Source organism: Streptomyces sp. NPDC002144 (assembly GCF_053593695.1).
This window is the reverse complement of the sequence record NZ_JBSFDB010000015.1, coordinates 129,599-154,068: the sequence shown is the minus strand read 5'-3', so window position 1 is coordinate 154,068 and position 24,470 is coordinate 129,599. Positions and strand designations below refer to the sequence as shown.

Here is a 24,470-nt window from a genome sequence, read left to right as displayed (position 1 = left end):
CTGCTGGGCTGTTTTCAGTGTGTGCCGTCACCCGGGTCCGGGCCAGGGGGCGTTGAGGCCCCGGCCCGGATCCTGATGCGATCCATATGCCCGGTGTTTCTGTTTTGGCGCTTCCGGGTGCGCCCGTGACCGCGGTGACGCGGGCTATGCCTTCGGGGCCACCTTGCTCAGCCCGTTGATGATGCGGTCCATCGCGTCGCCGCCCGTCGGGTCGGTGAGGTTGGCGAGCATCTTCAGGGTGAACTTCATCAGCACCGGGTGGGTCAGGCCGCGCTGGGCCGCGATCTTCATGACCTTCGGGTTGCCGATGAGCTTCACGAAGGCGCGGCCCAGCGTGTAGTAGCCGCCGTAGGTGTCCTTCAGCACCCGCGGGTAACGCTGGAGCGCCATCTCGCGCCCCGCGGGGGTCGCGCGGGCGTGGGCCTGGACGATGACGTCGGCGGCGATCTGGCCCGACTCCATCGCGTAGGCGATGCCCTCGCCGTTGAAGGGGTTCACCAGGCCGCCGGCGTCGCCGACGAGCAGCAGCCCGCGCGTGTAGTGGGGCTGGCGGTTGAAGGCCATCGGCAGGGCGGCGCCGCGGATCGGGCCGGTCATGTTCTCCGGGGTGTAGCCCCAGTCCTCCGGCATGGACGCGCACCAGGCCTTGAGGACCTCGCGCCAGTCGAGCTCCTTGAAGGCGTCGGAGGTGTTGAGGACGCCGAGGCCGACGTTCGAGGTGCCGTCGCCCATGCCGAAGATCCAGCCGTAGCCGGGCAGGAGACGGTCCTGGGCGCCCCGGCGGTCCCACAGCTCCAGCCAGGACTCCAGGTAGTCGTCGTCGTGGCGCGGGCTGGTGAAGTACGTCCGGACGGCGACGCCCATCGGGCGGTCCTCGCGGCGGTGCAGGCCCATCGCCAGGGACAGCCGGGTCGAGTTGCCGTCGGCGGCCACCACGAGCGGCGCGTGGAAGGTGACCTCGCGCTTCTCCTCGCCCAACTTGGCGTGGACGCCGGTGATACGGCCGGTGCGCTCGTCGGTGATCGGGGCGCCGACGTTGCAGCGCTCGAAGAGCCGTGCGCCGGCCTTCTGCGCCTGGCGGGCGAGCTGCTCGTCGAAGTCGTCGCGCTTGCGGACCAGGCCGTAGTCCGGGAAGGAGGCCAGATCCGGCCAGTCGAGCTGGAGGCGGACGCCGCCACCAATGATGCGCAGGCCCTTGTTGCGCAGCCAGCCGGCCTCCTCGGAGACGTCGATGCCCATGGCGACGAGCTGCTTGACCGCGCGCGGGGTGAGGCCGTCACCGCAGACCTTCTCGCGCGGGAACTCGGTCTTCTCCAGCAGGAGCACATCGAGTCCGGCCCTGGCGAGGTGGTACGCGGTGGTGGAGCCGGCCGGCCCCGCGCCGACGACGATCACATCGGCGGTGTTTTCGGAGAGGGGCTCAGTCTCGACGGTCACGGCGGGATCTCCCCAAGTTCGAAATCTGCGTGCCGACCGGCACTGGACATGGGCAGTCTATTCAGCAGAATTGATCACCCGGCTGAAGGGCTGCCCCGTGAACCGAGCTCTGCCTGTCGTACGGCTGCGCGTCCCCACCGACGAGGACGCGATCGCCTGGCACCGGGTCTTCGACGACCCGGAGGTCATGGAGTTCCACGGCGGCAGGTCCGCGGAGCTGTCGGTCTACGAGGAGCTGACCGCCCGCCAGCGCCGGCACGACGCGGAGCTGGGCTTCTGTCTGTGGACCATGGTCGGCGAGCAGGGCGAGGTCATCGGCTTCACCGGCGCCCAGCCCTGGCCGCGGGAGTGGGGTCCCACGGGAGAGATCGAGATCGGCTGGCGGCTCGGACGGGAGTTCTGGGGCCGGGGGTACGCGACCGTGGCCGCGCGGATGACGCTGGAGCGGCTCAGGGCTGCCGGGGTGCCGAGCGTGGTGGCGATGGTCAGACCGGGAAACGAACGGTCCATCGCGGTCACCAAGCGCCTCGGGATGGAACTCGCGCAGACGTTTCCGCACCCGTCGCTCCCGGAGGACGCCCTCTGCTTCCGGCTGGACCTCCAGGATGGCTACTCAAAGTAACGGACGGCTACAGAAAGATACTTGAGGCTTCCGGTCACCACCCTCGCGCGGTTACCCTTCCAGTACCGCTGGGGGTGACATCTGTGCACATACCGCCCAAGACACCCGAAGTACGAGTTCCGAGGCTCGTCGGACTGATGGCCATGGACGCGCGCGAGGCGGCGAAGTCGCGCGGTCTGTTCATCAACGCGCCGGACCGGCCCGACTTCCATCTCACCGCCGTCGAGTACGTCGTCCGCCAGTACCCCGCACCCGGCGCCGAGGTGCCCCGGGACTCGATGGTGTACGTGTGGTTCGACTTCGGCGAGGGAGAGGGCGGCGGAGGCGTGCGCGAGCCGCGCATTCCGCGCCCCCCGACCGGCGGGCTGCAGCGCGAGCTGGACGAGCCGGGCGACCCCTACGCCGTCGTCAGCTCTGCTTGAAGCCGCGGTGCAGGGCGACGACCCCGCCCGTGAGGTTGCGCCAGGCCACCTTCGACCAGCCGGCCTTCTGCAGGTGCCCGGCCAGCGCGGGCTGGTCGGGCCAGGCACGGATGGACTCGGCGAGATAGACGTACGCGTCGGGGCTGGAGGAGACCGCGCGGGCGACCGGCGGCAGGGCGCGCATCAGGTACTCGGTGTAGACCGTGCGGAAGGGCGCCCAGGTCGGGTGGGAGAACTCGCAGATCACGACCCGCCCACCGGGCCTGGTCACCCGGTGCATCTCGCGCAGGGCCGCGTCGAAGTCCTGGACGTTGCGCAGGCCGAAGGAGATGGTCACCGCGTCGAAGGTGTCGTCCTTGAACGGCAGCTTCGTCGCGTCGCCCGCGGTCAGCGGCAGCCAGGGGTGCTTGCGCTTGCCGACCTGGAGCATGCCGAGCGAGAAGTCGCAGGGGACGACGTACGCGCCCGTGCGGGCGAACGGCAGTGAGGAGGTCGCCGTACCGGCGGCCAGGTCCAGGATCTTCTGCGCGGGCCGCGCGTCGACGGCTCTGGCCACCTCCCTGCGCCACGCCCGGTCCTGGCCGAGCGACAGCACGTCGTTGGTCAGGTCGTACCGTTCCGCCACGTTGTCGAACATCGAGGCGACTTCGTGCGGCTGCTTGTCCAGGGATGCGCGGGTCACGCGGCCATTCTTGCAGCCCGCCCTCAGGGAAGAAGCCTCGGCTTCTTCTTCCCGGCCACGTCCTCCACCCATCCGCACGCAAGGACGAACCCCGCGATCAGGATCCAGCCGATGCCGAACATGAACCACTGGCTGTCCAGCGGAAGCCACTTCTCGAACGCGGGGACGTTCCAGAACCGGTCGATCAGCGGGACCGCCAGGATCAGTGCGATCTCGTGCCAGAGGTAGATCGTCACGGCGCGCGCGTTGAAGATCGTCACGAGCCGGTCGGTACGGCGGAAGCGGGTCAGCCGGGCGAAGTCGATCCTGAAGTACGCCTTGGCCCACATCAGCAGCAGGACATAGCCCGCCGACCAGAAGGCCTGCGCGAGCGGGATCTCGTCGAGGTCGTAGGTGCCGGCGTCGGCCTGGTGGGCGAAGGCGTACCAGCCGCCGTACCCGACCGCCGCCAGGGAGAGCACGACGGCCAGGGCGGGCCGCAGCCGCCGCAGCACGCCGTCGTGGTGGGCGAAGCCGAGGATCCAGCAGAAGAGGTACGTCGACAGGTCCCACAGGGCGCTGCCGAAGGGGTTGTCGGGGCCGGACCAGACGAAGTTCAGGATCAGGACGGGGGCGAGGGAGAGGAACAGGACGGGGATCGGGGCGAGCCGGAAGACGCGCAGGAGCAGCGGGGAGAGCAGGACGAACCAGAGGTACGTCCGCAGGTACCAGAGAATCTCCCAGGCCTGTTCGCCCCACGCGTTGCCGGGCGGGTCGCCCAGTGGCAGGACCCAGTAGACGATCTCCCAGCCCGGCATCCAGTCGTGCACGAGCATCGCCAGCACGACGAAGAAGCCCCAGAACCAGAACGGCGGCAGGAGTCTGCGCAGCCGGCTCCTGATCACCTGCCCGGCCGGGCGTTCCAGGGACTTCGCCATCAGGGTGCCGGCCAGACCGAACATGATCCCCATGGAGGGGAAGACCATGCCGGCCCAGGCCCAGCCGAAGGTGTGGTAGGTGACGACGCGGATCAGCGCGAGGGCCCGGAGGGCGTCGAAGTAGCGGTCCCGGCCGGAGACCCTCGCCGGCGGCGCGGACTCGGCCCGGGGCGACAGAGCCATGTCCATGGGCGCCTCCGGCCTCACCGCCCCCCTGCTGTGCGCTCCCATCAGCTCACCCCCGCCGGTGTCCCGACCTCACCCGTGCGCTTCAGCTTCTGCCAGCGCAGCCGGCCGCCGGTCAGGGCGGTGATGCAGGAGTGGATGAGGACGAGGTACATCATCTGCCGGTAGGCCAGTTGCTGGAGCGGCATCATCAGCAGGTAGCGGTACTTCTCCCGGTCCAGGCGGAACGCGTAGGCGGCGCACACCAGTTGGACGCCGAGGACGGCCAGCCAGGCGTACAGCGCCGCCTGGAAGTCGACGAAGATCATCGAGTAGACGGTGAAGACGTCGATCAGCGGGGCGAAGACCGGGGTGACGATCTGGAAGATCACCACCAGCGGCATCCCGACCCGGCCGAAGCGCCCCGAAGGCCCCTTGTCCGTCAGGGACTTGCGGTGCTTCCACAGGGCCTGCATGGTGCCGTAGGACCAGCGGTAGCGCTGGGACCACAGCTGCCTCAGGGAGCCGGGCGCCTCGGTCCACGCGCGGGCGTGCTCCTGGTAGACGACCCGCCAGCCCGCGCGGTGCATGGCGATCGTGATGTCCGTGTCCTCGGCCAGCGTGTCCTCGCTCATCCCGCCGACCCCCAGCACCGCCTCCCGGCGGAACGCGCCGATCGCGCCCGGGATGGTCGGCATGCAGCGCAGCACGTCGTACATGCGCCGGTCGAGGTTGAAGCCCATGACGTACTCGATGTGCTGCCAGGCACCGATGACCGTGTCGCGGTTGCCGACCTTGGCGTTGCCGGCGACCGCGCCGACCTCGGGGTCGGCGAAGGGCTGCACCAGCTGCCGTACGGTGTCCGGTTCGAAGACCGTGTCGCCGTCCATCATCACGACGATGTCGTGACGGGCGCTGCGCACACCGTTGTTGAGGGCGGCCGGTTTGCCCGCGTTCTCCTGGCGGATGACGCGGACGTTGTGCATGCCCAGGTCCATGGCGGCGCTGCGGGCGATCTCGGAGGTGCCGTCCGTCGAGCCGTCGTCCACCACGATGATCTCGATCGGGTGGGTGCTCCTCGACAGTGACTCGAGGGTGTTGGCGATGCACTCCTTCTCGTTGTACGCCGGGACGATCACGCTCACCGGGCGGGTGACCGTCGGTCCCCAGCCGAAGCGGCGTTTGTTGCGCTGCCGGTAGTGGCGGCGGGCGAGGATCAGCATCATCCCGAAGCGACCCATGACGGCCACACCGACGATGACGAGTCCGACGGACAGCGTGGGCACGGTCCACTCGGCGACGGCGACCGCGAACACGAGCGCCCTGCCCTCGTAGAGGGTCGCGCCGGTCGCGGTGCGGTGGGCGGCCTGGAGCCGGGAGCGGTTCGCACCGTTCGAGCCGCTCATGTTCGCCGCCGCGCCCGGGCCGTTCGCGGACCGCTCTCCCGTGGCGCCCGCGGCATCTCCCGCGAGCGTCGTCCCCCCGGGCCGGTTGTTGCCCGCGCCCGCGTTGTCCTTCTCGATGACCCCGCTGACCGTGGTGAAGGTGTAGCCCTTCGCCTTCATCTTCTCGATGTACTCGGGCAGGGCCTTGACCGTCTGCGAGCGGTCGCCGCCCGCGTCGTGCATGAGGACCGCAGCGCCCTTGCCGCTCTTCGGCGTGGCCCACTGGACGATCTTCGAGACGCCCGGCTTCTTCCAGTCGTCGCTGTCGGTGTCGACGAAGACGCTGGTGTAGCCGTCCTTGCCGAGCCGCTGGTAGACGGGCCAGCTGTAGTTGTCGATGGCGTCGGTCTCGGAGGAGTACGGCGCCCTGAACAGGGTCGTGGTGATGCCGGCCGCACCCGCCAGCGCGAGCTGGGTCTGCGTCATCTCACGGTTGACCCGGGCGGTGCTCTGGTAGGAGAGGTCGACGTGGGTGAAGGTGTGGATGCCCACCTCGTTGCCCTGCTGGACCATCGTCTTCACGATGCCCGGGTAGCGCGAGACCATCGAGCCGACCAGGAAGAACGTGCCGGGGACGTCGTACTTCCTCAGGATGGCCAGTACCTGGGGCGTCCAGGTCGGGTTGGGGCCGTCGTCGAAGGTGAGCGCGATGGTCTTGTCCGGCACCGAGAGCGTGGTGGCCTGTCCGCCGCGGAAGGTCAGGATCGGGCCGCCGCCGAGAATCTTGTCCGGCACCTTGCTGGAGCTGGCTCCGTCGCGCACCCGCTCGTCGCCGCCGACCTCGGCGCGCAGATAGCCGTCGAGCAGCATGATGCTGGTCAGCGCGAGCAGGAGCAGCAGCGCGAGGATGACGCGGGGTTTCTGCAGCGCGGCGGCCTTGCCCGCCGCCCGTTCGATACGGGTGGGGGCGCGCCGGCGGCCGCGTGGGGACGTCGTCATGGTCATGTGGCTGGGCGCTCCGGTCAGTTGGCCGCGGTGGCGGACGCGGTCGGAGTGGGCGTGCCGGACGGCGGCACCGAGGGGATGTCACTGGGCCGGGCGCCGATCCGGTTGCCTATGCCGCCCTGCTGCCGGTAGCCGGCGGGGCCGTTGCCGGACGGGCCCGCCTGGCCGCCCCGGAAGGGCAGCAGCGAGGAGGGGGTGACCGAGGTGCCGATGCCCAGGAAGGCGAGGCCCAGGACGACGGCGTACCCGAGACACAGGACGCCCACGAGGAGGCCGAACCGCTTCAGCAGCCTGGAACGGCGTCCGGAGTTGTCAACGAACACAGGCCCCTCGACGGGCCCGTTGCCGCGTTTGCGGCGGCGACCCCCGGGGTTCGCGCGGTTTTCGATGGCAGGCTCGGAATGCATTCCCCGGACATTAGGCAGGCTTTATGTGACCGGAACTCGACTTCTTGTGAGGCGCATATGAGAAGGCCCCCAACCTGTCCCCCGGCTGAGAGTTTCTGTGAATGCCTGCGCGGTTCACCTCGGGAGGGAGTGCACCGAAAATCCCCTTCGTTCCGCCCGGTTGGCCCGATTCATACCACGCCTCCCATGAACTTCCCATGGATTTCCCGAGTTCGTGAGCACAGGCTTCGTGTGAGACGTTCTCCTTTTGAATAGGGCTTTGTTTCGGACCTGAGACGGAAATCACGAGAGTAGGTGCATGTCCATGCCGAGTTTGCTGAGGCCGGCCGCCGGGTTCACTTGTGTGTTTGCCCTGGCCACGGCGGGATGCTCCGCAGGGCCGAAGCAGACCGCCGACACCTCCTCAAGCGCCACCGCCAGCGCCACCGCCGATGCCCCCTCAAGCGCCACCTCCTACGCCCCCTACGTCAGCGCGACCGAGGCCTCCGCCAACGACTCCAGCGGGTCGCCGTCGACGTACAACCTGGCCTTCGTGATCTCCGGCGGCAGTGACTGCACGCCCCAGTGGAACGGGGAGGACGCGATAGCGGACACGGCGGTGAAGTCCCGGATCTCCCGGCTCACGGCGGACGGCGGGACGGTCCGCGTCTCCTTCGGCGGGGCCTCCGGCAAGGAACTCGCGGCGACCTGCGACAGTGTCGCGAAGCTGGCGGCCGCCTACGGCACGGCACTTGACGCCGCCGGCTCCAGCCAGGCCGACTTCGACATCGAGGGCGACGAACTGACCGACACGGACACGGTCGCGCTGCGGTCGGAGGCGATCGCGGCGCTGCAGAAGGAACGGCCCGACCTGGAGGTCTCCTTCACGCTGCCCGTGATGCCGTCCGGACTGGACTCCGACAGCCTGGCGTTGCTGGAGTCCGCGAACACGTACGACGTCCAGGTCTCCACGGTCAACCTCATGACCATGAACTACGGCGAGTCGTACGCCGGGGACATGGGGGACTACGCGCTGACCTCGGCGAAGGCCGCGCACACCCAGTTGCGGAAGGTGTTCGGGCTCTCCGCCGCCGATGCCTGGCAGGGCATGGCGCTGACCTCGATGATCGGGGTCAACGACGTCGCCGGCGAGACGTTCACTCTCTCCGACGCGGCGCAGGTGCGGACGTTCGCCGAGGAGAAGGAGATCGCCTGGGTGTCGATGTGGTCGACGTTCCGGGACCAGGAGTGCGCGAAGGGCAGCGGCACGGACGCGGCGACCGACTGCAGTGGGGTGAAGCAGAGTTCGGGGGCATTCGGTGAGGCCCTCGCCGGATAGCGCCGGACAGCGGCGGGTCCTAGCGGCGCCGGTGCACCAGCCGCCCGGCGCACACCGTCGCCAGGCAGGCGCCGGTCCCGTCGAAGACGGCCAGGTCCGCCCTGCCGTGCACGGTGATCGCCGGTGACTGCGCGGAGGCCAGGACCAGCACCTCGTTCCGGGCGGCCGCCGCGCGCAGTTCGGGAGAGTCGACGTACTCCCGCAGGACGGCCGTCGCCCCCGACTTCAGCACCGCGTGGACGCGTTCGCGGGGGCTCGGGGCGTCCGGCAGCGGACCCTCGTGGACGCGGCCCGGCCCCAGCACCCCCGGCCACATGCGCACCCGCGCCCCGGGGAACCGCTCCCGCAGCTCCTCCGACGGACCCACCGCCGCGATCGCGCTTCCCTCGACCGCCACGGCACCGCCCTTGACCGTCTCCGCGCCGCACCGGACCTCGTCCGCCACGTGAATCGTCAGCACGGGCAGGTCAGTTGGAGGCGAGCAGCTTCAGCTCGGGGTGTGCCGTGCCGCCCGCGATCGCCGTCGAGGAGATGTGGGACATCACGCGCTCGTCGACCGGGTCGTTCGCCGGGTCGTCGTGGACCACCAGGTGCTCGTAGGTCGTCGAGCGCTGCGCCGGGACGCGGCCCGCCTTCCTGATCAGGTCGATGATCTCCAGGCGGTTGGAGCGGTGCTTGGCTCCGGCGGAGGAGACGACGTTCTCCTCGAGCATGATCGAGCCGAGGTCGTCGGCGCCGTAGTGCAGGGACAGCTGGCCGACCTCCTTGCCCGTGGTCAGCCAGGAGCCCTGGATGTGCTGGACGTTGTCCAGGAAGACCCGGGCGATGGCGATCATCCGCAGGTACTCGAAGATCGTGGCCTGCGTACGGCCCTTCAGGTGGTTGTTCTCGGGCTGGTAGGTGTACGGGATGAAGGCCCGGAAGCCGCCCGTGCGGTCCTGCACGTCACGGATCATCCGCAGGTGCTCGATCCGCTCGGCGTTGGTCTCGCCCGTGCCCATCAGCATGGTCGACGTGGATTCCACGCCCAGCCTGTGGGCGGTCTCCATGATCTCCAGCCAGCGCTCGCCGCTCTCCTTCAGCGGGGCGATCGCCTTGCGCGGCCGCTCCGGGAGCAGCTCCGCGCCGGCGCCGGCGAAGGAGTCGAGGCCGGCCGCGTGGATACGGCTGATGGCCTCCTCGACCGACACCTTGGAGATACGGGCCATGTGCTCGACCTCGGACGCGCCGAGGGAGTGGATCACCAGCTGCGGGAAGGCGTCCTTGATGGCCTTGAAGTGCTTCTCGTAGTACTCCACGCCGTAGTCCGGGTGGTGGCCGCCCTGGAACATGATCTGCGTGCCGCCCAGCTCGACGGTCTCCGCGCACCGGCGCAGGATGTCGTCCAGGTCGCGCGTCCAGCCCTTGGCCGTGTCCTTGGGGGCGGCGTAGAAGGCGCAGAACTTGCACGCCGTGACGCACACGTTCGTGTAGTTGATGTTCCGCTCGATGATGTACGTCGCGATGTGCTCGGTGCCCGCGTACTTGCGGCGGCGTACGGCGTCCGCGGCCGCGCCCAGCGCGTGCAGCGGGGCGTCGCGGTAGAGGTCGAGCGCTTCTTCCGGCGTGATGCGTCCACCGGCGGCGGCACGGTCGAGCACGGACTGGAGGTCGGCCTTCTCGGTCACCGGGCGTCCCTTTCGTCAAGGGTTGTGGACGGCTGCGTCCGCGGTGCACGGACCGAACCAGCCTACGCCAGCCCTCCGACAAGCCCGACGTCAGGCCGCGTACGCCCCTATGAGCAGCCCCAGGAACGCCCCCGTGATCAGGAACGGCCCGAACGCGATCGCCGTCTTGCGCCCGGCCCGCCGCGCCACGACGAGCGCGCCGCCGTACAGCGCGCCGAGCAGGAACGCGGCGAAGGTCCCGAGCATGACCGTCGCCCACCCGTACCACCCGAGCACGGCTCCGAGCCCCAGCGCCAGCTTCACGTCCCCGAAGCCCATGCCGCCCGGGTTGATGAGGAACAGCAGGAAGAAGGCACCGCCGAGCGCGAGGGCGCCGTACAGCGCGGTCGGCCAGTCGCCCGCGTGCTCCGGTACGAGGGCGACGAGCCCGAGCAGCACGAGCGCGGCGCCCGCGAGGGGAAGCGTCAGCGGGTCGGGCAGCCGCTGCACCCGGAAGTCGACGACCGCCAGCAGCACCCCGACGGGCGCGAGCAGCAGCCAGACCGCGAGCTCGGGCCGGGTCCCGGTGGCGGCGGCGAGGGCGGCACAGACGAGGGCGGTGGCCAGGACGAGGGCGGCGGTACTGGGGCCGTACGACGGCGTCGGCGCGGTTTCCCGGGCTGCCCCGACGGCTGTGTCGGCCTCCCCGGCGGATGCCTGGGCTTCCTTGCCGGCTTCTCCGGCAGCCGCTCGCCCCTCCTTGCCGACTTCTTCGGTGAGGCCGCCCGCGCACTCCCCGCAGCGGGCCCGGCCGAGCCACCCGCCGAGCCGTCCGCCGATGGGGTGCTCCCCCGGGCACGCGTCTCGCCAGCTCTCCCCCGACGGGACCGAGAACCGGTACGCGGCCCGCGGCAGCAGCGATCCCGCCGCCGCGCCCCACAGCGCGGCGACGGCGACCAGCGCCCCCGTGCTCACCCCGGCGTTCATCCCACCGCGGCGACGCCGGTGCGCCAGGACGGCAGCAGTTCGTCGAGGAGGGCCTCGGTGCGCGCGGGCAGCCCGCGGGCACCGCTGCGGTCGACGAGGTCGGCGGCGAGGGACTTCAGACGGTCGGTGTCACCCGTGGCGTGGGTGGCGCGCAGCAGCTCGTTCCACAGGCGCTCGTCGGCGGGCGCGGAGTTGAGCGCCGCGTTCAGCGCCTCGATGGCCTTCTCCGCGCGGTCCTTCTCCAGGTGGAACGCCGACAGCGCGAGCCCGATGTCGGCGACCAGCAAAGGCAGTTGGGCGTCGATGATCTCGTGGGTGAGCCAGCGGTAGCGTCCCTCGGGCCGGTCGGCGAGCAGCGGGCCGCGGACCAGGACCAGCGCGTCGGTGAGCAGCCGCCCGCGGACGACCCGGCTGTCGACGCCCTTGCCCTGGGTGGCCTCGTGGTACAGCGAGCGCAGCACGTCCAGGTCGGAGACGACGGACTTGGCGAGCACGAGCCGCCCGGTCGCGTCGGCGGACAGCCGGGGGCTGCCGTCCGGATCGGTACCGAGCCAGGCCCGCAGCCGCTCCAGCAGCGCGTCCCGTACGTCCTCGGTGACACCCCTCGGCCACAACGCGGAGGCCAGCACCCGGGGATGGACGCCCTCGCGGTGAAGCAGCAACAGCGCGAGCGCCTCGTGGAGCAGCGCACTGCGCTCCCCGTCCGGGGTCTCCAGCCCGATGATCTCGTACGACCCGACAAGCCGCGCGTACACCGCGGGCCGCCCCTGTTCGCTGATGTCGACGAGGAACGGCGGTGTGGGCGTGGGTCCTTGGGGATCGCGCTCGGGGTCGGCCTCGACGAACAGCTCGACGACGGCCCGCTGTTGCGCCGACGGCAGCAGCTGGGCGTCGAGTTCGAGCCCGAGGAGCGGGGCGAGCAGCTTGCCCGCGCCGGTGATCTCCATCTCCCAGGCGGCGCCGGGCAGATCGCCGGTCTCGGTGCCGACGAGGTAGCCGATGCCCAACCTGCTGGCGTCGGAGGCCAGTTCGGCGAGCTTGACGGCGTCCTCGGGGGAGGGCTGGGCGGCGAGCAGGACGAGGTGCGGCGCCCAACGGGTGTGCTGGGCGGGCCCGGTGCGCCCGGTGAGCACGGAGTCGTGACCGGCGGCACCCAGAGCCCCGCGCCGCTGCCGGGTCTCGGCCTCCATGGTCTCGATCAGGTCGTCGATGCCGTCGAGGTGACGGAGCCGGTTGGGGGCGAGGGGGGTCAGATCCTCCCCGAAGCCGACGAGCGTGATCGTCATCCGGTCCGACCACCCGTTGGTCGCCAACTCGGCGGCCACGGAGGCGAAGACGGCCGCCCGGTCGGCCTCCCGCCCGCTCAGCGAGACGATGCCGGGCACGGCCTCCAGATTGAGCAGCAGCCGGGAGTCGTCCATGGTCCCGAGGCTGACGAGACCGGGGTACGGCGCCGCGGTGTCGACGTCCTCGTACCGCTCGGCATCGCTGCGGGCCAGCATCCAGAACGTCTGGTCCTGCCCGAGCTGCCACGGCGCCGGCGGCTTCCCGGCGGGCTGAGCGAGCTGCAGATGCAGGTCGCCGTTGGTTAGCCAAGCGGCGTAGACGGTCGGCAACGGCCGTGACTCCCCGGCGAGTTGCGCGGCCAGACCGCGCAGGGAGCGGTCCAGCAGTCGTACGGCCTCGGGGTCGGCGCCCACGAGGAGCGCGTCCTGCGCGTCGGCGGCGTCCCCCGTCGGCGTGGGCGGCTCCATACCGCGCCGGCCGCCGACGGCACCGAGCGCCGACTGCCACAACGCCTGCCGACGCCGACGGCCGAGGGCACCGAGGAGACCGGCGGCGAGGAGGGGGGCGGTGAGGAGGGCTTCGGACAGACCGAAGGAGTTGGCGTTGGAGTTGGAGCCGGACTCGGAGGTGGTGGTCTGCTGCTGGTGCTGGTGGTGCTCCTGCTGAGCGGCGGGCCGCTGCTGGGGCACCGAGACCTGCCGGCTGCCTCTTTCCTCCGCGTGCGCACCGGACTTGGCGTAGTCGTGGATCTGCTGCTGCACCTCGGGCGATACGTGCGCGCCCGCGTCCGGCATCTCCACGAGCTCGCCGCCGTGCGCGTCCCCGGGCATCTCCATGATCCAGCCGGGCCGGATCAGACTGGCCTCGGACAGCCGGGAACCGTCCGGCTGCACCCGGTCCTTGTTGAGCTCGTAGATCTCCTTGTACCGGCGTCCGTCGCCGAGGTGCCGCTGGGCGATCTCCCAGAGGGAGTCATGGTGACGTCCCTCGGGCGGCTGGATGCGGTAGTACTTCGTGTCACCGTGCTGCTTGGCGCTGGCCGCGGCGTCGGCCTGCGCGTGGGACGCCTGTTCGGCGAGGGCGGCGGCGGTGTGCGCGGCCTGCTCCTGCTGCTGGGCGAAGAGACCGGGCGTCGCCTGGGCGGCGGCCACGGTCGGCTTCTGATTCCCTTCCAGGCTGTGACCGAGCTGCGAGAGCCCCGGGGTGAGGCTGGCGGCGGTGGCGCCGACGAGGAGCAGCGCGGCGACGAGCTGCCGGGCGAGGATCTGGCTGGGGCCCGCCCCCGGAACGCGCCCGGGTACGCCGACCCCGCTCAGCGCGGCCTTCACCTCCACCAGCACGCAGGCCGTGAACTGCGCCCAGGCCAGCCACACCACCACGGTCAGGATGTGGATGAACGTCCAGACGGTGATCTCCTGCTGCAGCCAGTCGAGGCTGGGCGCCCCGCTGGGCAGCGGCCACCCGATGGTGACGGCGAGCGCACCCGGCACGCCGACGACCAGCACGAGCAGCGCGACGAACGCGAAGAACGCCTTGACGAAGTCCCCGAAGCTGCGACGCCGGATACGGACGGGCTGCGGGGTCCGGTTCCTGGGAGCCGACGAGTTCACTGCCGGGCTGCCCGTCGAGTTGCCGGTTGACCTGCCCGTCGAGCTGGACGAGCTGGAGGTGCGGCGTCGTGGCATGGCGGGTGTCCTGGGGTCGTGGGCGGGCGGTGGCTGGACGTGCTGCTGGAAGGTGTGCGGGTGGGTGGGTGCTTGGGTGTACTGAGCCTACAGAGATCTTATGAACTCTCATTCACAAGGCCGCAGCCCGGATACATGACTGAGACCTGCCCCGCCCTGGATCGTCCGCCCGTTCGCGTCCGCGACACCCTCACTCCTCACATTCCCCACACAATCCCCCGCCGCCGCTCAAGGCCCCCTTACCTGCCCCTGATAACTTCGTTCCCCGTTGCACACAGCCGACTTCGGGGGAGATCAACCGTGGCCCGCCGCGCACTGCCGTCCACTGCCGCCGCGTTCACCTTGGCGGCGACGCTGCTGCTCACCGGGTGCGGTGGGGGTGACAAGTCGTCCTCGGACGACATCAAGGGGGCGGACACGGGTTCGGCCAGCCCGTCGGGTTCGGCCTCGGCGGGTTCCGGAACGCAGCGCCCCGTCATCAGCCTGCCCGCCAGCTTCAAGGCCGACTTCGAGGGCTGGACGAACAGTGATCCCGGGCTGCAGACCGCACTGAACGACGGCAAGGAACGGCTAAGGGCGTCGTACGCGGCAATCATCGCCGGCGATCCGGAGTACAGCGCGTTGTCCTTCTACAGCGGGACTTCCGCGATGAGTACTGGTTCCGCGTGGGTCAAGGGTTACAAGGGTCTGACCATCGTGGGCGCGGTCAAGGTCTACAACCCCCGGATCGCTTACCTCGGCAACGAGAAGAAGCGGGCCACCCTCATTTACTGCGTGGACGAGAGCAAGGGCTACAGCAAGGACCTGAAGACCGGAAAGACGTCGGGCACCCCAAAGGGTGAATCCCCGCTGGTCCAGTACCAGACGGGTCTCGGGAAGCAGGCCGACGGCGTCTGGAAAACCATGTCCGTGGAGACCCGGCCGGGGGCGTGCTGACCATGACCTACACGCGCAGGGCCGGGCTGTTCGTCTCGCTTGCCCTCGGTGCCGCTCTACTCCCGTCACCCGCCTCGGCACTCGGTTCTCCCGGCCACGAAGGGCAGTCAAAGACCCCGTCGGGCGGCAAGCACGGCAGTGACATCTACGCCTCGGCCACCTACTCCACGATCAAGGTCCGCCAAGTCAGCGGCCCCACCGGGGGCAAGCGTGGCTCGATCTCTTCCGTGGACGTCAACTGGAAACCCCCCGCCTGCTGGTACGAACCCGTGTTCACCGGTCAGGAGCTCAAGGACTTCGTGGACCGTACGGACGGCGACGGAGACGTCGGCATCCATGAGTCCTGGTACGGCAAAGGCCTGTGGACCGACCACTACCAGGACGGCAAGCCGGAGAACAACTTCGACGACACCAACAGCGTCGCCGAGGGCTACAAGGACTACAACATCGGCAAGGACGGGTACTTCTGGCGCAGCGTCGCACCGGACGAGAACGACCCGGACTCCTGGGACTGCGGCCGCATCATGTTCTGGCAGGACGCCAACGTGGTCCCCAAGGTGCCGCACGCCCCCACGCCCGAGATGCTCGCCGACTACGCCTACAACCAGATCAAGGTCCCCAACACCGAGATCGAGCTGAAACCCACCGCCAAGTCCACGGTGAACCTGCCCACGTGGGTCTGGCTGGACAAGGGCACGTTCCAGGAGGTCAAGGTCCGCGCGGAACTCCCCCGCACCAACCTCTGGGCCGAAACGACGGCCAAGCCGGTCGCCCTCCACCTGGACCCGGGTACCGGTGACGCGACGACCTTCCCGGCCTCCGGCGACTGCACCATCAACGACGACGGCTCGATCGGCACCCCGTACAAGCCGGGCGACGCGGACAAGACCCCGCCGTGCGGCATCACGTACCTCAAGGCCACCAACGGCACGCCGTACCACCTGAAGGCCAGCATCACCTGGCAGATCTCCTGGGAGGGCACGGGCGGTGCCAGGGGCGACCTCCCCGACGGCACCTTCGACACCACCCAGGACATGAACGTCCAGGAGATCCAGGCGATCAACCGCTGACCATCGACTCCGGCGAACATGTCAGATCAAAAGCCCCACGGATCGGGATGAACCTTCGCCGTCGGATCCTGTGACCAGGTCAGACGGGCCTCGATCTGATCCCCTGTGAGCTCCACGAGCCGCTCGGCCGCCCAGCCGTTCCACTGGACTGCTCCGGGGAATTGAGGCAGGCGGAAGGCCGGAAGATGCGTCGGCAACGCTTCAACACGGAAAACCGCCTTTTTGACTTCCCCATCCATCCTCTTCGGCTTGGACGACCTGCGCAGGTCCAGACAGTCGACTACCTGATCCACCAAATAGAGGAAGTATTCGTCGTCTTTCGCACCGTCGATGTCGACGGGCACGAGACTGCCAGCTGTATGCAACTCATCCCCGAATTGCTCGGCAAGGCGACGGCTGAGCACGGGGGCACCGTGGTATCCGGTAGGGAAGTCGCTCTTGGACCAGCCTTTCTCTCCCAACCATTCGGCACGCAGCCGAGTGGGCCGATCCGCTGGGCCTCCGTTACGCTGCCAGCGCATGACCTGCGCCGCATCGAAATTGTTGAGATGCAGCGTCTGGTATTCACTGAGGCCCGGCAGGAGCCGATACACCGACAAAGGCTTCTCTGCCACGTCAGACATCGCGTCACCATCCGTATTCATCGTCACCTGGGCAAGGTCCATCATGGTGCCGTCCACACCGCGTTCGCCGACGGCTGCCCGCTCGCCAGCTCTCTCTCGACCTGTTGTCCGATAGAGCGCAGTTCCCCACGCAGTGCGCTGCGGATGGCACGCGCTCCGTATCCGGCAGCTGTCATCCGATCCACCGTGAGGTTCAGGTGGCCGTTCAACCGTGTCAGGAACATCTTCCGATGCGTGAAGTTGTGCGGCCGAGGATGTCCCAGCGGAACCCCGTTGGCCGCGTCGTTGATGTCGACGCCGTACTTCTCCAGCAGGGCCCTGGCCTGGGCCGCCCCGTTTCGTTTCATGCCCGACGGCACGAGGTGGGCGGCGGCCTCACCCGCGCTCTTGGCCCGTCCCTCCCGCGCCAGGTTCTTCGCGAGCAGGTCGGCGTTCTCTGCACAGGTGAGCAGGCCCAGGTAGTCGAGCCACGACAGCGGGTTCGGTACGTATGCGCGTGGGTTCGGGCCCGCGTCCAAGCCGAGGGGGTCGGCGCTGATGTAAGCCGCGGCGACCGGGTCGTAGTACCGGAAGAAGTTGTAGTGGAGCTGGGTCTCGGGGTCGAAGTACTGGCCGGGAAAGCGCAGGGGTGTGGACGTGTCGTACGCCCCGTCCAGCGCCGTCAGGCCCCAGAGCGTGGCATCGGAGCGCCAGGCGATGTCACCGTGGTCCGTGACGAGTTCGGTCGGCGTCCCCACGAGGTCGGTGACGATGGCGAAGAACCGCTCGTCGACGACGTCCTGGGGCGCGTCGGCGAGCGTGGTGCGCTGCGTCTGGGTCAGCGGTCGGGCGCCGTCGCGTTCCCAGGTCAGGGTGGACACCTCGGCGGAGTCGGTGCTTACGGTGGTCTGCTCCACGAGGTGCGGGCCGTCCCAGGTGAACCGGGTCTCCTCTGTCACGCTCCGGCCGTCCGGGCTCAGACGTCGCTTGGCGACTCGGCGGCCCAGTGGGTCGTACACATAGCGCCAGACCGTGCCGTCGGGGGTGACCACCGAGGTGAGCCGGTCGTCGGCGTCCCAGGTGTAGCGCCAGATGTCCGGTTTGCGTGACAACCGTGTGCGGCGGCGCAGCACCACCCGCCCGGCGGCGTCGTACTCGTAGTGAACGGCACCGGCGCGTAGGACGCGGTTGCCCTGGTGAACGCGCTCGCCACGCCCCTCCTGCGTGGAGAAGCGATCCGGCCAGGCGGCGCGTGTCTGGTTTCCCTGCTCGTCGTAGGCGTACGACTCCGTCCAGCCCTGCGCGCGTACGGTGAGGACGCGTCCCGCGCTGTCGAGTTCGAACGTGCGGCGTCCTGCCGTTCGGTCGTCGAGCGTGGTCACGTGGCCGTCCGGCCTGTACGTGTAGCTGCGGTGCGCGAGAGGGCGCGGGCTGGTGGGCGAGGTGAGCTGCTGCGTGGTGAGTCGGTCCCCGGCATCCCAGGCAAGGGCGAGCGTGAGGCCGGTGTCGGTCGACCTCGTCGTCTCCCGGCCGAGGTGGTCGTAGGAGAACGCCAGGGTGCGATCGCCGGCCCTGAGCGCCGTACGGCGTCCTGCCGCGTCGTACCCGTACGTTGCGACGGCGCCGCTCGGGGTGGTCCTGTTCACCGGGCGGCCGAGGACGTCGTAGGCCGTGGCAAGGACCCTGCCGTCGATGGCCTCGGCGGTGATACGGCCGCCGCGGTCGTAGTCGTACACGAGGGTGGCATCCGGGCCCACGGCCTGGACGAGCCGGCCGGCGCGGTCGTGGGCGTACGTGGTCGCCCTGCCGTCCAACGTCGCCCTGATCTGGTTGCCGACCTCGTCGTAGGCGAACTCGGCCTTCTGCCCGACGGCGTTCGTACGGCTGATCAGTTGGCGGGCCGGATCGTAGCTGTAGGACAGGGTGCGGCCGTCGAAGTCGGTCTCGGACACCAGGTTGCCCACCGCGTCGTAGCAGTAGTCCCAGGTGAGCCCGCGCGGGCCGGTCACCTGGATCAGCCTCAGTTCCGTGTCGTGCCGGAAGCTGTGGCGTACGCCGTCCGGCGTCGTGCGCGAGGTGAGCAGGTCGAAGGGGCCGTAGGCGAAGGTGGTCGTTCGGCCCAGCGCGTCGGTGTGGGTGAGTTGGTTGCCCTCGCCGTCGTAGGTCCAGCTCTCCACACTGCCGTCGGCGCCGGTTATCGAGGTCAGCAGGCCCTCGGGGGACCAGGTTCGCAGGGTCCGGCCTCCCAGCGGGTCCACGACGGCAACACATCGGCCGAACGGGTCGTAGGAGTAGGTGGAGGTCGCCCCGAGCGGGTCTGTGGCAGAAGTTGGTTGTCCGGCAGGGTTGTTGGTGAAGCGGTGGACGGCGCCCGTCGCGTCGGTCAACGTGGCCAGGGCACCCGTCGGTTCGCGGGTGAAGACGGTGGTCGCCCCGTCCGCGGTCGTCAGCGAGGTGCAGTTGCCGCGCTCGTCCCACCGCTGTCGCAGGACGGCACCGTCGTACTCGGTGATCTCCTCCGGCAGGCCGAGGTCGTTGTAGCGGGTGGTGGAGACCGAGCCGTCGGGCAGCTCGACGGCGGTGAGTCGGCCCGCCTCGTCCCACTCCAGGGTCAGCGAGCGGCCCAGTTGGTCGGTGCGGCGCAGCAGACGGTCCCGGTGGTCCCACTCCTGTGTGACCCTGTGGCCGAACTCGTCTGTCTCTTCGACGAGCTGGTAGGCCTCATTGAACTGGTAGTGCGTGGCGTGGCCCAACGAGTCGACCGCTACGGTGCGGTGAGCTTCCTCGTCGTACGCGAAGGTGTAGGAAAGGAATCCGTCCAGGCCGTGGCCGGCCACGCAGCGGCCGGCGTTGTCGTACTCGAAGCTGTACCAGACGCGGTTGCGGTCCTCCCAGCGCGTGAGACGCCGGTGGTCGTCATAGGCGAACCGCAGGGGCAACCCGGAGGAGTTGTGGACGGCCGAGAGATTGCCGTGGTCGTCGTAGCCGTAGCGGACCAGGGTCGGCCGTTCGGGGTGACTGTGCAGGACCAGTTCCGTGATCCTGCCGTTCCCGCAGGTCACTCCTATGCGGTAGCCGCCGTGATGGGTGATCTCCGCGGGCGTTCCGTCCGCCCGATAGGTCACGGTGACGGTGTTGCCGTTCCGGTCACTGATCGTCGACAGCGGGAGCTCGCCCGACGTGTGGTCGGGCAGCGGCCGGAAACGCAACGTGCGGCCCGTCTCCGGATGGTGCACGGCGAGTGCGCCGTCGACATCCCAACTCAGCGGCCAGGCGGGGCCTTCCACCGGCAGTACGGGAACTTCCGGATCCGGCACCGGGTAATGCAGCACCATGCCGTCGTCAACGGCGAACCGCACGCCGGTGTCGTCGAGCAGCAGGCGTTGATCGAGTGTGCACGTCCAGGAAGGCCCCAGGAAACGGCCGCTGCGGACGCTCGTGCGGTGGTGGCGTTCCAGGACGAGGGGAAGAACGCCGTCCAACAGCACGTCGGTCGCCGACATGACCAGCTCGCCGGTGGCCAGGTCGACCGGGTCGCCGCGGGTGATGAGCTTCTTCATCTGGCGGCCCAGGACACGAGCGGTCTCGCCGAACCCCCGAACGCCGAAGGCCATGCCCTTCAGCCCGGTTTTACCGAAGGCTCTCATCCCCTTCGCCAGCTTCCCCAGCGAAGTGATCCCCTTGCCCCCGGGTATGCAGTCCAGCGCCGCGAACCCCACGTCCCACAGGGACGCTTGGCCCTTGGAGTATTTGTAGAGGGTGTCCGCCAGGACCACGAGGGCCGCCACCAGGACGATCGCCCCCAGGATCGGGCCGCCGATGATCATCGCGATGATGCCGACGACCGTCACGACCACCTTGCAGACCGTGACGATCGTGTCCCAGTTGTCCTCGAACCAGTCGCCGACGTCCTCCCACCACGAGCGGTTCCGGATGCCCGCGTCGGAGGCGTCGTCGATCCTCTGTTTGGCCTCGCGGGCCGCGTCCTCGCGCATCCTGCGGGCGTCCTCGGCCATCTTCTTGGCGGCGGAGAGGGCGTCCTGGGCGTCGGTGACGTCGGACCGGGCCTTGGTGTGGGCGGACTTCGCGGCCTGGGCGTCGCGGGTGGCGGCGCGGACCTTGGACTCGTCGGGCTTGTCGGCGGCGGACTTGCTGCCGGTGGGGTCGTCCTTGTACTTGTCGGCCTCCTTGGTGGCCCGGGCCACCCAGGAATCGACGGACGCGAGGCGGGACTTGGCGGAGGAGAGATCGTGCTGTGCCTCCCTGCCCTTCGCCAGCGCCTTGTCCGCCAGTGCCTGCGCCCGCTCCAGCTTCGGCCAGTACGCCGCCAGCGCGTCGCCGCACATCTCGTACGACTTCTTCAGTTTCTTGAGGTTCTTCGGCACACCGGAGAACTCGTCCTTGAAGACCTCCGCGGACTTCCCGGCCCACTGCAGGGTCGCGTCGTCGTCCGCCATGCCCTTGACGACCTTCAGCGCGCCGGAGACGTCCTCCGCGAACTCGTGCAGGGTTCTGGCGAGCGTCCGTACGCGGTCCGGGTCACCCGGTGTCGGGTCCCTGTCCAGGTCCAGGACATACCAGTCCCGTGGCCGTTGCCCCGCCATTCCGCAACCCCCGTCACGCGCACATCGTCGTCAACACCCGTATGCACACGCGAACTTACCGTGCACTTACGTTCGAGGTGAAGGAGCCACCGGCGTGATGCGGATCAACCCGTGAAGCGGAACGTCGACGTGATCGCGTCGAAGATGTCGAAGAACGAGTCGGCCAGGTCCAGAACCTGGCTGCTGCCCGCCACCAGGGCGACCTTGCCCTCCTGGCCCGGGACGGGGATGAACGTCTGCATGAGGACGGCGCGGAGGGTGCGGCCCAGGGAGTCGTCCGGTACGGCGACGTCCTCGATGCCGTGGGTGCGGGCCGCCGGGCCCACGCCGGGGATGTCGACCGTCGTCACCTTCCGCCAGGAGTCACCCTCCTTCCTGGCCTCCTTGGGCGCGAGGCCCGCGGCGATCGCGGCGGGGTCGGTGGACAGGGGCGCGCCGTCGCGGGTACGGCCGCCGACGAGGGACACCGTCACCGAGCCCGTGATCGGCGTCTCGCCGCCGAAGCTCTCCGCCATGCAACCGCAGTACAGGGCACCGGACTTCCACGCGTCCGCCGCCGCCTTCCGCAGGAAGCCGACGTAGGTGTCCCGGTGCGGCGCCAACTCCGGGTGCTGCCGCATCCGTTCGCTCACCATGCGGCGGATGGAGTCGTCGCGCGACTCGGGGCGGACGTCGAACTCCCACCACGACTCGGGGACCTTGATCCGGAAACCTCCGCGCTCGACGGTCAGCGCCTCCATGTAGCGGGCCATGACGGATCCGGTTCCCCCGTTTCGCGAAGTCTTCTCGATCGCTCGTGCCAACGTCGTTAAGTTGTAGCGTCGTTCAGTTGTACGGTGCCGCCAAGACTACGAGATCGCCGGAACGGGGGACGGACGCATGGGCAAGGGCAAGAGCGACCTCGCGCTGCCGCTCAGTGAACTCGAGGAGTACGGGGGCAAACTGCGCTCCCTCAAGTCCCGGCTGAACCACACCAAGAAGCTCTTCGAGTCCTACCGGGACGACATCGGCGACGGCAGTGTCAACGACGCCCTCGGGGACTTCGAGTCCAACTGGGAGGACGGACGCGAGGACATCACCCAGCAGTTGGACGCCCTGGCCGACATGTCCGACACGGTCGTACGGGAGTTCAGGAAGCTCGACGTCGACCTGGCGAAGAAGGCCGAGGACGCGGTCCGCCCGGAGGGACAGGCCGGTGGCGGCGGCAAGGGGCACAGCCGGGCCGACTGAGGTCTCACGCAGCCCCGAACAGCGTCGCCAGCCCCCGGTCCAATGCCGGCCGGAGGGGTTCACCGCCCGGCTCCGCGACCGTGTACGAGCGGTGGAGGAAGTGGCGGAGGTGCGCCGTGCGGAAGCGGACGACCGCCACGCCCTCGGGGGCGCGGAACTCCACCAGCGTGTCGGTCGGGCCGTACGGGCGGACGTGGACCGTGCCGAGGCCGGCGGGGGCGTCCAGGCCCTCCTCCAGGAGGGCGCGGGCGAAGGTCCAGGTGACCTCCTCCTCGTCCAGGGAGATCCAGGCGGGGAAGACGAGGTGGACGGCCAGCGGGTCCTCGGAGCTGTAGCGGAGGGTCACGGGGACCGCGAGTTCCTCGTGGTCGGGCGTCAGCAGATGGGCGCCGGTGGGCTGTTCGAGCGCTATGTACACGAGCGGTCTCCGTCGGGGTCGGGCGCGGGCGGCGGTGCCGGTGAGTCCTTGCACTTCTTGGAGCACGCAAGTGGCGATTGCATTACGCCGCTACGGAAGATTCCGGCGTGACGTGCGTCACTTTACGGTGCTCGCGAAACTTTGATTGAAAGTTTTGCCATCTAGGCTTACAACCCTTCTGCCCCGTCCCTCCCCCAGCAGGCAGCAACTGGAGCGTTCCGCCATGCCCGACGGTTCAACGGCCGCGTACGCCCGCGTCTACGAGGAGCAGCAACCCCGCCTCGTCGCGTACGCCCGCTCGCTCACCCGCAACGCCCATGCCGCCGAGGACCTCGTCGCCGAGGCCCACTTCAGGGTCTGGCGCCGCCTGGCTCAGGGGCACGAGATCGAGAACGTCCCCGCGTACCTGATGACGACGGTCCGCCATCTCGCGACCGCCGCCGGCACCGCCGTACGCGAGACTCCGCGGGATCCGCACGGCGACGAGCAGGCGCAGGTGCCCGCGCAGGGCGGCGATCCGGCCGAGCGGGTGTCCTCCGTGGACCTCGTCGTACGGGTGCTGGAGCAGCTGCCCGAGCGGTGGGTTAAGGCGCTGTGGCTGGCCGAGGCCGAGGGGCAGCCGTTGGCGGCGATCGGGCCGCAGCTCGGCACCAAGGAGGGGGCGACCGCCGTCCTGCTGCACCGGGCGCGTGAAGGCATGCGGCAGGCGTTCCTGCGGGCGCAGACCGGGGCACCCGACCATCCCGCGTGCCAGGTGCACTGGGCGCGGATGCCGGCGTACGTGCGCGGGGCGGCCTCGGCGCGCCAGTCCGAGCGGCTGCTCGGACACGTGGACGACTGCGCGGACTGCCGGGCGCGGCTCGCGGCGCTGATGAGCGCCAACGACCGTCTGCCCGCGCTGGTCGGGCCCGCGCTGCTGGTGCTGGCGATGGGGGGCGCGGGGAAGTTCCTGCTCGCCTTCGCCACGGCGGGCTCCGCGACCGGGACTCACGGCGTGCTGCACGGGGTGCGTCACGCCCTGGCCGGCGGGGCCAAGCCGGTGGCCGCCGCGGCCGGGGTGGTCGTGGCGGGTGCGGCCGCACTCGTCCTCGTGCTCGGCAACGGCGGCCCGCCCACCGCTCCGTCGGGCCGGGTCCCGGTGGCGGACGGACCGGCGGCACGGACACCGGCGGCCGAGGCTCCGGTGGGGCCGTCGGTGAAGAAGGGGCGGGTCAAGTCGGGGGAGAACGGCGCCACTTCGGTACCGGTGGACCTGGTCGCCGCGACGAAGGCGGCCGGCGGTACGGCCGTGTCGGAGCCCCGCGTCGACTCCACGGACGTACCCGCGACCGCCGCACCGAGTGAGCCCGTCCCGACGCCGACGACCGTACCGAAGGAGACGGACCCCGCTCCCCCGCCCGCGGGCGGAACCGGCGGCGAACCGACGCCCCCGGCCACCTCCGGTCCGCCGCCCGTCGACGAGACCACTCCCCCGCCGGACGACGGCGGGACGCCCCCGGTCACCCCGCCCACGGAGACCGAACCCGCGCCCACGCCCGAGCCCACCGACACCTGCGGCGGGGCACACGGCCCTCGTGACGGACAGGGACCGGAACAGGGCAAGCACAAGCACGGGCACGGGCACGGGCACCCGCATCACTGAAGC

At 69.8% G+C, this 24,470-nt stretch carries 20 protein-coding genes; 7 read left to right on the top strand and 13 right to left on the bottom strand.

The genetic code is table 11. From position 1 onward, the window contains the following. Positions 1 to 144: 144 nt before the first annotated feature. Positions 145 to 1,437: a geranylgeranyl reductase family protein gene (locus tag ACWCQ1_RS23625; protein ID WP_133043381.1), complete on the bottom strand. Its 1,293-nt coding sequence runs from the start codon at positions 1,435 to 1,437 to the stop codon at positions 145 to 147. Positions 1,438 to 1,534: 97 nt separating this feature from the next. Between ACWCQ1_RS23625 and ACWCQ1_RS23620 the strand changes: the two genes are divergently transcribed. Both ACWCQ1_RS23620 and ACWCQ1_RS23615 read left to right on the top strand, forming a co-directional pair. Next, a complete protein-coding gene (locus tag ACWCQ1_RS23620) occupies positions 1,535 to 2,059 on the top strand; it encodes a GNAT family N-acetyltransferase (protein ID WP_358593140.1) in 525 nt (174 codons plus the stop codon). Positions 2,060 to 2,196: 137 nt separating this feature from the next. Beyond that, complete coding sequence (locus ACWCQ1_RS23615) at positions 2,197 to 2,481, top strand: PASTA domain protein (RefSeq protein WP_451027306.1); 285 nt, start codon at positions 2,197 to 2,199, stop codon at positions 2,479 to 2,481. Here the strand turns inward: ACWCQ1_RS23615 and ACWCQ1_RS23610 are convergent. Genes ACWCQ1_RS23610 through ACWCQ1_RS23595 form a run of 4 tightly spaced genes read right to left on the bottom strand, consistent with a single transcriptional unit; the run spans position 2,468 to position 6,958 of the window. Continuing rightward, positions 2,468 to 3,163: a demethylmenaquinone methyltransferase gene (locus ACWCQ1_RS23610; RefSeq protein WP_358593139.1), complete on the bottom strand. Its 696-nt coding sequence runs from the start codon at positions 3,161 to 3,163 to the stop codon at positions 2,468 to 2,470. The two genes, ACWCQ1_RS23615 and ACWCQ1_RS23610, sit on opposite strands and share 14 nt — an antisense overlap. Before the next feature lie 23 nt (positions 3,164 to 3,186). After that, on the bottom strand, positions 3,187 to 4,311 hold the full coding sequence (locus ACWCQ1_RS23605) for an acyltransferase family protein (RefSeq protein ID WP_451027305.1): 1,125 nt from the start codon (positions 4,309 to 4,311) through the stop codon (positions 3,187 to 3,189). After that, positions 4,311 to 6,635 carry a bifunctional polysaccharide deacetylase/glycosyltransferase family 2 protein gene (locus ACWCQ1_RS23600; RefSeq protein ID WP_358593137.1) on the bottom strand — a complete coding sequence of 775 codons (2,325 nt, stop codon included), beginning with the start codon at positions 6,633 to 6,635 and terminating at the stop codon, positions 4,311 to 4,313. The genes ACWCQ1_RS23605 and ACWCQ1_RS23600 overlap by 1 nt, the downstream gene beginning before the upstream one ends. A gap of 17 nt (positions 6,636 to 6,652) precedes the next feature. Next, positions 6,653 to 6,958, bottom strand: coding sequence for a hypothetical protein (locus tag ACWCQ1_RS23595; protein ID WP_358593136.1), 306 nt, complete (start codon positions 6,956 to 6,958; stop codon positions 6,653 to 6,655). Positions 6,959 to 7,346: 388 nt separating this feature from the next. Between ACWCQ1_RS23595 and ACWCQ1_RS23590 the strand changes: the two genes are divergently transcribed. Beyond that, entirely contained in the window at positions 7,347 to 8,360 is a 1,014-nt protein-coding gene (locus tag ACWCQ1_RS23590) for a chitinase (RefSeq protein WP_451027338.1), read from the top strand. Between the two features lie 19 nt (positions 8,361 to 8,379). Here ACWCQ1_RS23590 and ACWCQ1_RS23585 read toward each other — a convergent pair whose 3' ends face one another. The 4 genes from ACWCQ1_RS23585 to ACWCQ1_RS23570 all read right to left on the bottom strand — a co-directional run bounded on the left by ACWCQ1_RS23585 (position 8,380) and on the right by ACWCQ1_RS23570 (position 13,965). Next, on the bottom strand, positions 8,380 to 8,820 hold the full coding sequence (locus ACWCQ1_RS23585; RefSeq protein WP_358593135.1) for an imidazolonepropionase-like domain-containing protein: 441 nt from the start codon (positions 8,818 to 8,820) through the stop codon (positions 8,380 to 8,382). Between the two features lie 7 nt (positions 8,821 to 8,827). Then, positions 8,828 to 10,027 (bottom strand): cyclic dehypoxanthinyl futalosine synthase, encoded by a 1,200-nt coding sequence (gene mqnC, locus ACWCQ1_RS23580; RefSeq protein WP_133043389.1) that lies wholly within the window; start codon positions 10,025 to 10,027, stop codon positions 8,828 to 8,830. A 90-nt stretch (positions 10,028 to 10,117) separates the two neighbouring features. Next, on the bottom strand, positions 10,118 to 10,993 hold the full coding sequence (locus ACWCQ1_RS23575) for a prepilin peptidase (protein WP_451027304.1): 876 nt from the start codon (positions 10,991 to 10,993) through the stop codon (positions 10,118 to 10,120). Then, positions 10,990 to 13,965 carry a BTAD domain-containing putative transcriptional regulator gene (locus ACWCQ1_RS23570; RefSeq protein WP_451027303.1) on the bottom strand — a complete coding sequence of 992 codons (2,976 nt, stop codon included), beginning with the start codon at positions 13,963 to 13,965 and terminating at the stop codon, positions 10,990 to 10,992. Before ACWCQ1_RS23570 ends, ACWCQ1_RS23575 begins: the two co-directional genes overlap by 4 nt. A 300-nt stretch (positions 13,966 to 14,265) precedes the next feature. Between ACWCQ1_RS23570 and ACWCQ1_RS23565 the strand changes: the two genes are divergently transcribed. Both ACWCQ1_RS23565 and ACWCQ1_RS23560 read left to right on the top strand, forming a co-directional pair. After that, complete coding sequence (locus tag ACWCQ1_RS23565) at positions 14,266 to 14,901, top strand: hypothetical protein (protein ID WP_358593131.1); 636 nt, start codon at positions 14,266 to 14,268, stop codon at positions 14,899 to 14,901. Positions 14,902 to 14,903: 2 nt separating this feature from the next. Then, positions 14,904 to 15,971 (top strand): hypothetical protein, encoded by a 1,068-nt coding sequence (locus ACWCQ1_RS23560; RefSeq protein ID WP_451027302.1) that lies wholly within the window; start codon positions 14,904 to 14,906, stop codon positions 15,969 to 15,971. 26 nt (positions 15,972 to 15,997) lie between these two features. On the opposite strand, the gene ACWCQ1_RS23555 is transcribed toward ACWCQ1_RS23560, so the two are convergent. The 3 genes from ACWCQ1_RS23555 to ACWCQ1_RS23545 all read right to left on the bottom strand — a co-directional run bounded on the left by ACWCQ1_RS23555 (position 15,998) and on the right by ACWCQ1_RS23545 (position 21,929). Further along, complete coding sequence (locus ACWCQ1_RS23555) at positions 15,998 to 16,639, bottom strand: hypothetical protein (protein ID WP_358593129.1); 642 nt, start codon at positions 16,637 to 16,639, stop codon at positions 15,998 to 16,000. Continuing rightward, complete coding sequence (locus tag ACWCQ1_RS23550) at positions 16,636 to 21,177, bottom strand: DUF6531 domain-containing protein (protein ID WP_451027301.1); 4,542 nt, start codon at positions 21,175 to 21,177, stop codon at positions 16,636 to 16,638. Before ACWCQ1_RS23550 ends, ACWCQ1_RS23555 begins: the two co-directional genes overlap by 4 nt. A 104-nt stretch (positions 21,178 to 21,281) precedes the next feature. After that, a complete protein-coding gene (locus ACWCQ1_RS23545; protein WP_133043394.1) occupies positions 21,282 to 21,929 on the bottom strand; it encodes a hypothetical protein in 648 nt (215 codons plus the stop codon). Between the two features lie 127 nt (positions 21,930 to 22,056). Here ACWCQ1_RS23545 and ACWCQ1_RS23540 point away from each other — a divergent pair, with 127 nt between their 5' ends. Further along, on the top strand, positions 22,057 to 22,407 hold the full coding sequence (locus ACWCQ1_RS23540; RefSeq protein ID WP_133043395.1) for a hypothetical protein: 351 nt from the start codon (positions 22,057 to 22,059) through the stop codon (positions 22,405 to 22,407). Positions 22,408 to 22,411: 4 nt separating this feature from the next. Here ACWCQ1_RS23540 and ACWCQ1_RS23535 read toward each other — a convergent pair whose 3' ends face one another. Beyond that, positions 22,412 to 22,825, bottom strand: a complete 414-nt coding sequence (locus ACWCQ1_RS23535; protein ID WP_133043396.1) for an SsgA family sporulation/cell division regulator — start codon at positions 22,823 to 22,825, stop codon at positions 22,412 to 22,414. Positions 22,826 to 23,048: 223 nt separating this feature from the next. Between ACWCQ1_RS23535 and ACWCQ1_RS23530 the strand changes: the two genes are divergently transcribed. Then, positions 23,049 to 24,467 carry a sigma-70 family RNA polymerase sigma factor gene (locus tag ACWCQ1_RS23530; RefSeq protein ID WP_451027300.1) on the top strand — a complete coding sequence of 473 codons (1,419 nt, stop codon included), beginning with the start codon at positions 23,049 to 23,051 and terminating at the stop codon, positions 24,465 to 24,467. Positions 24,468 to 24,470: the final 3 nt, after the last annotated feature.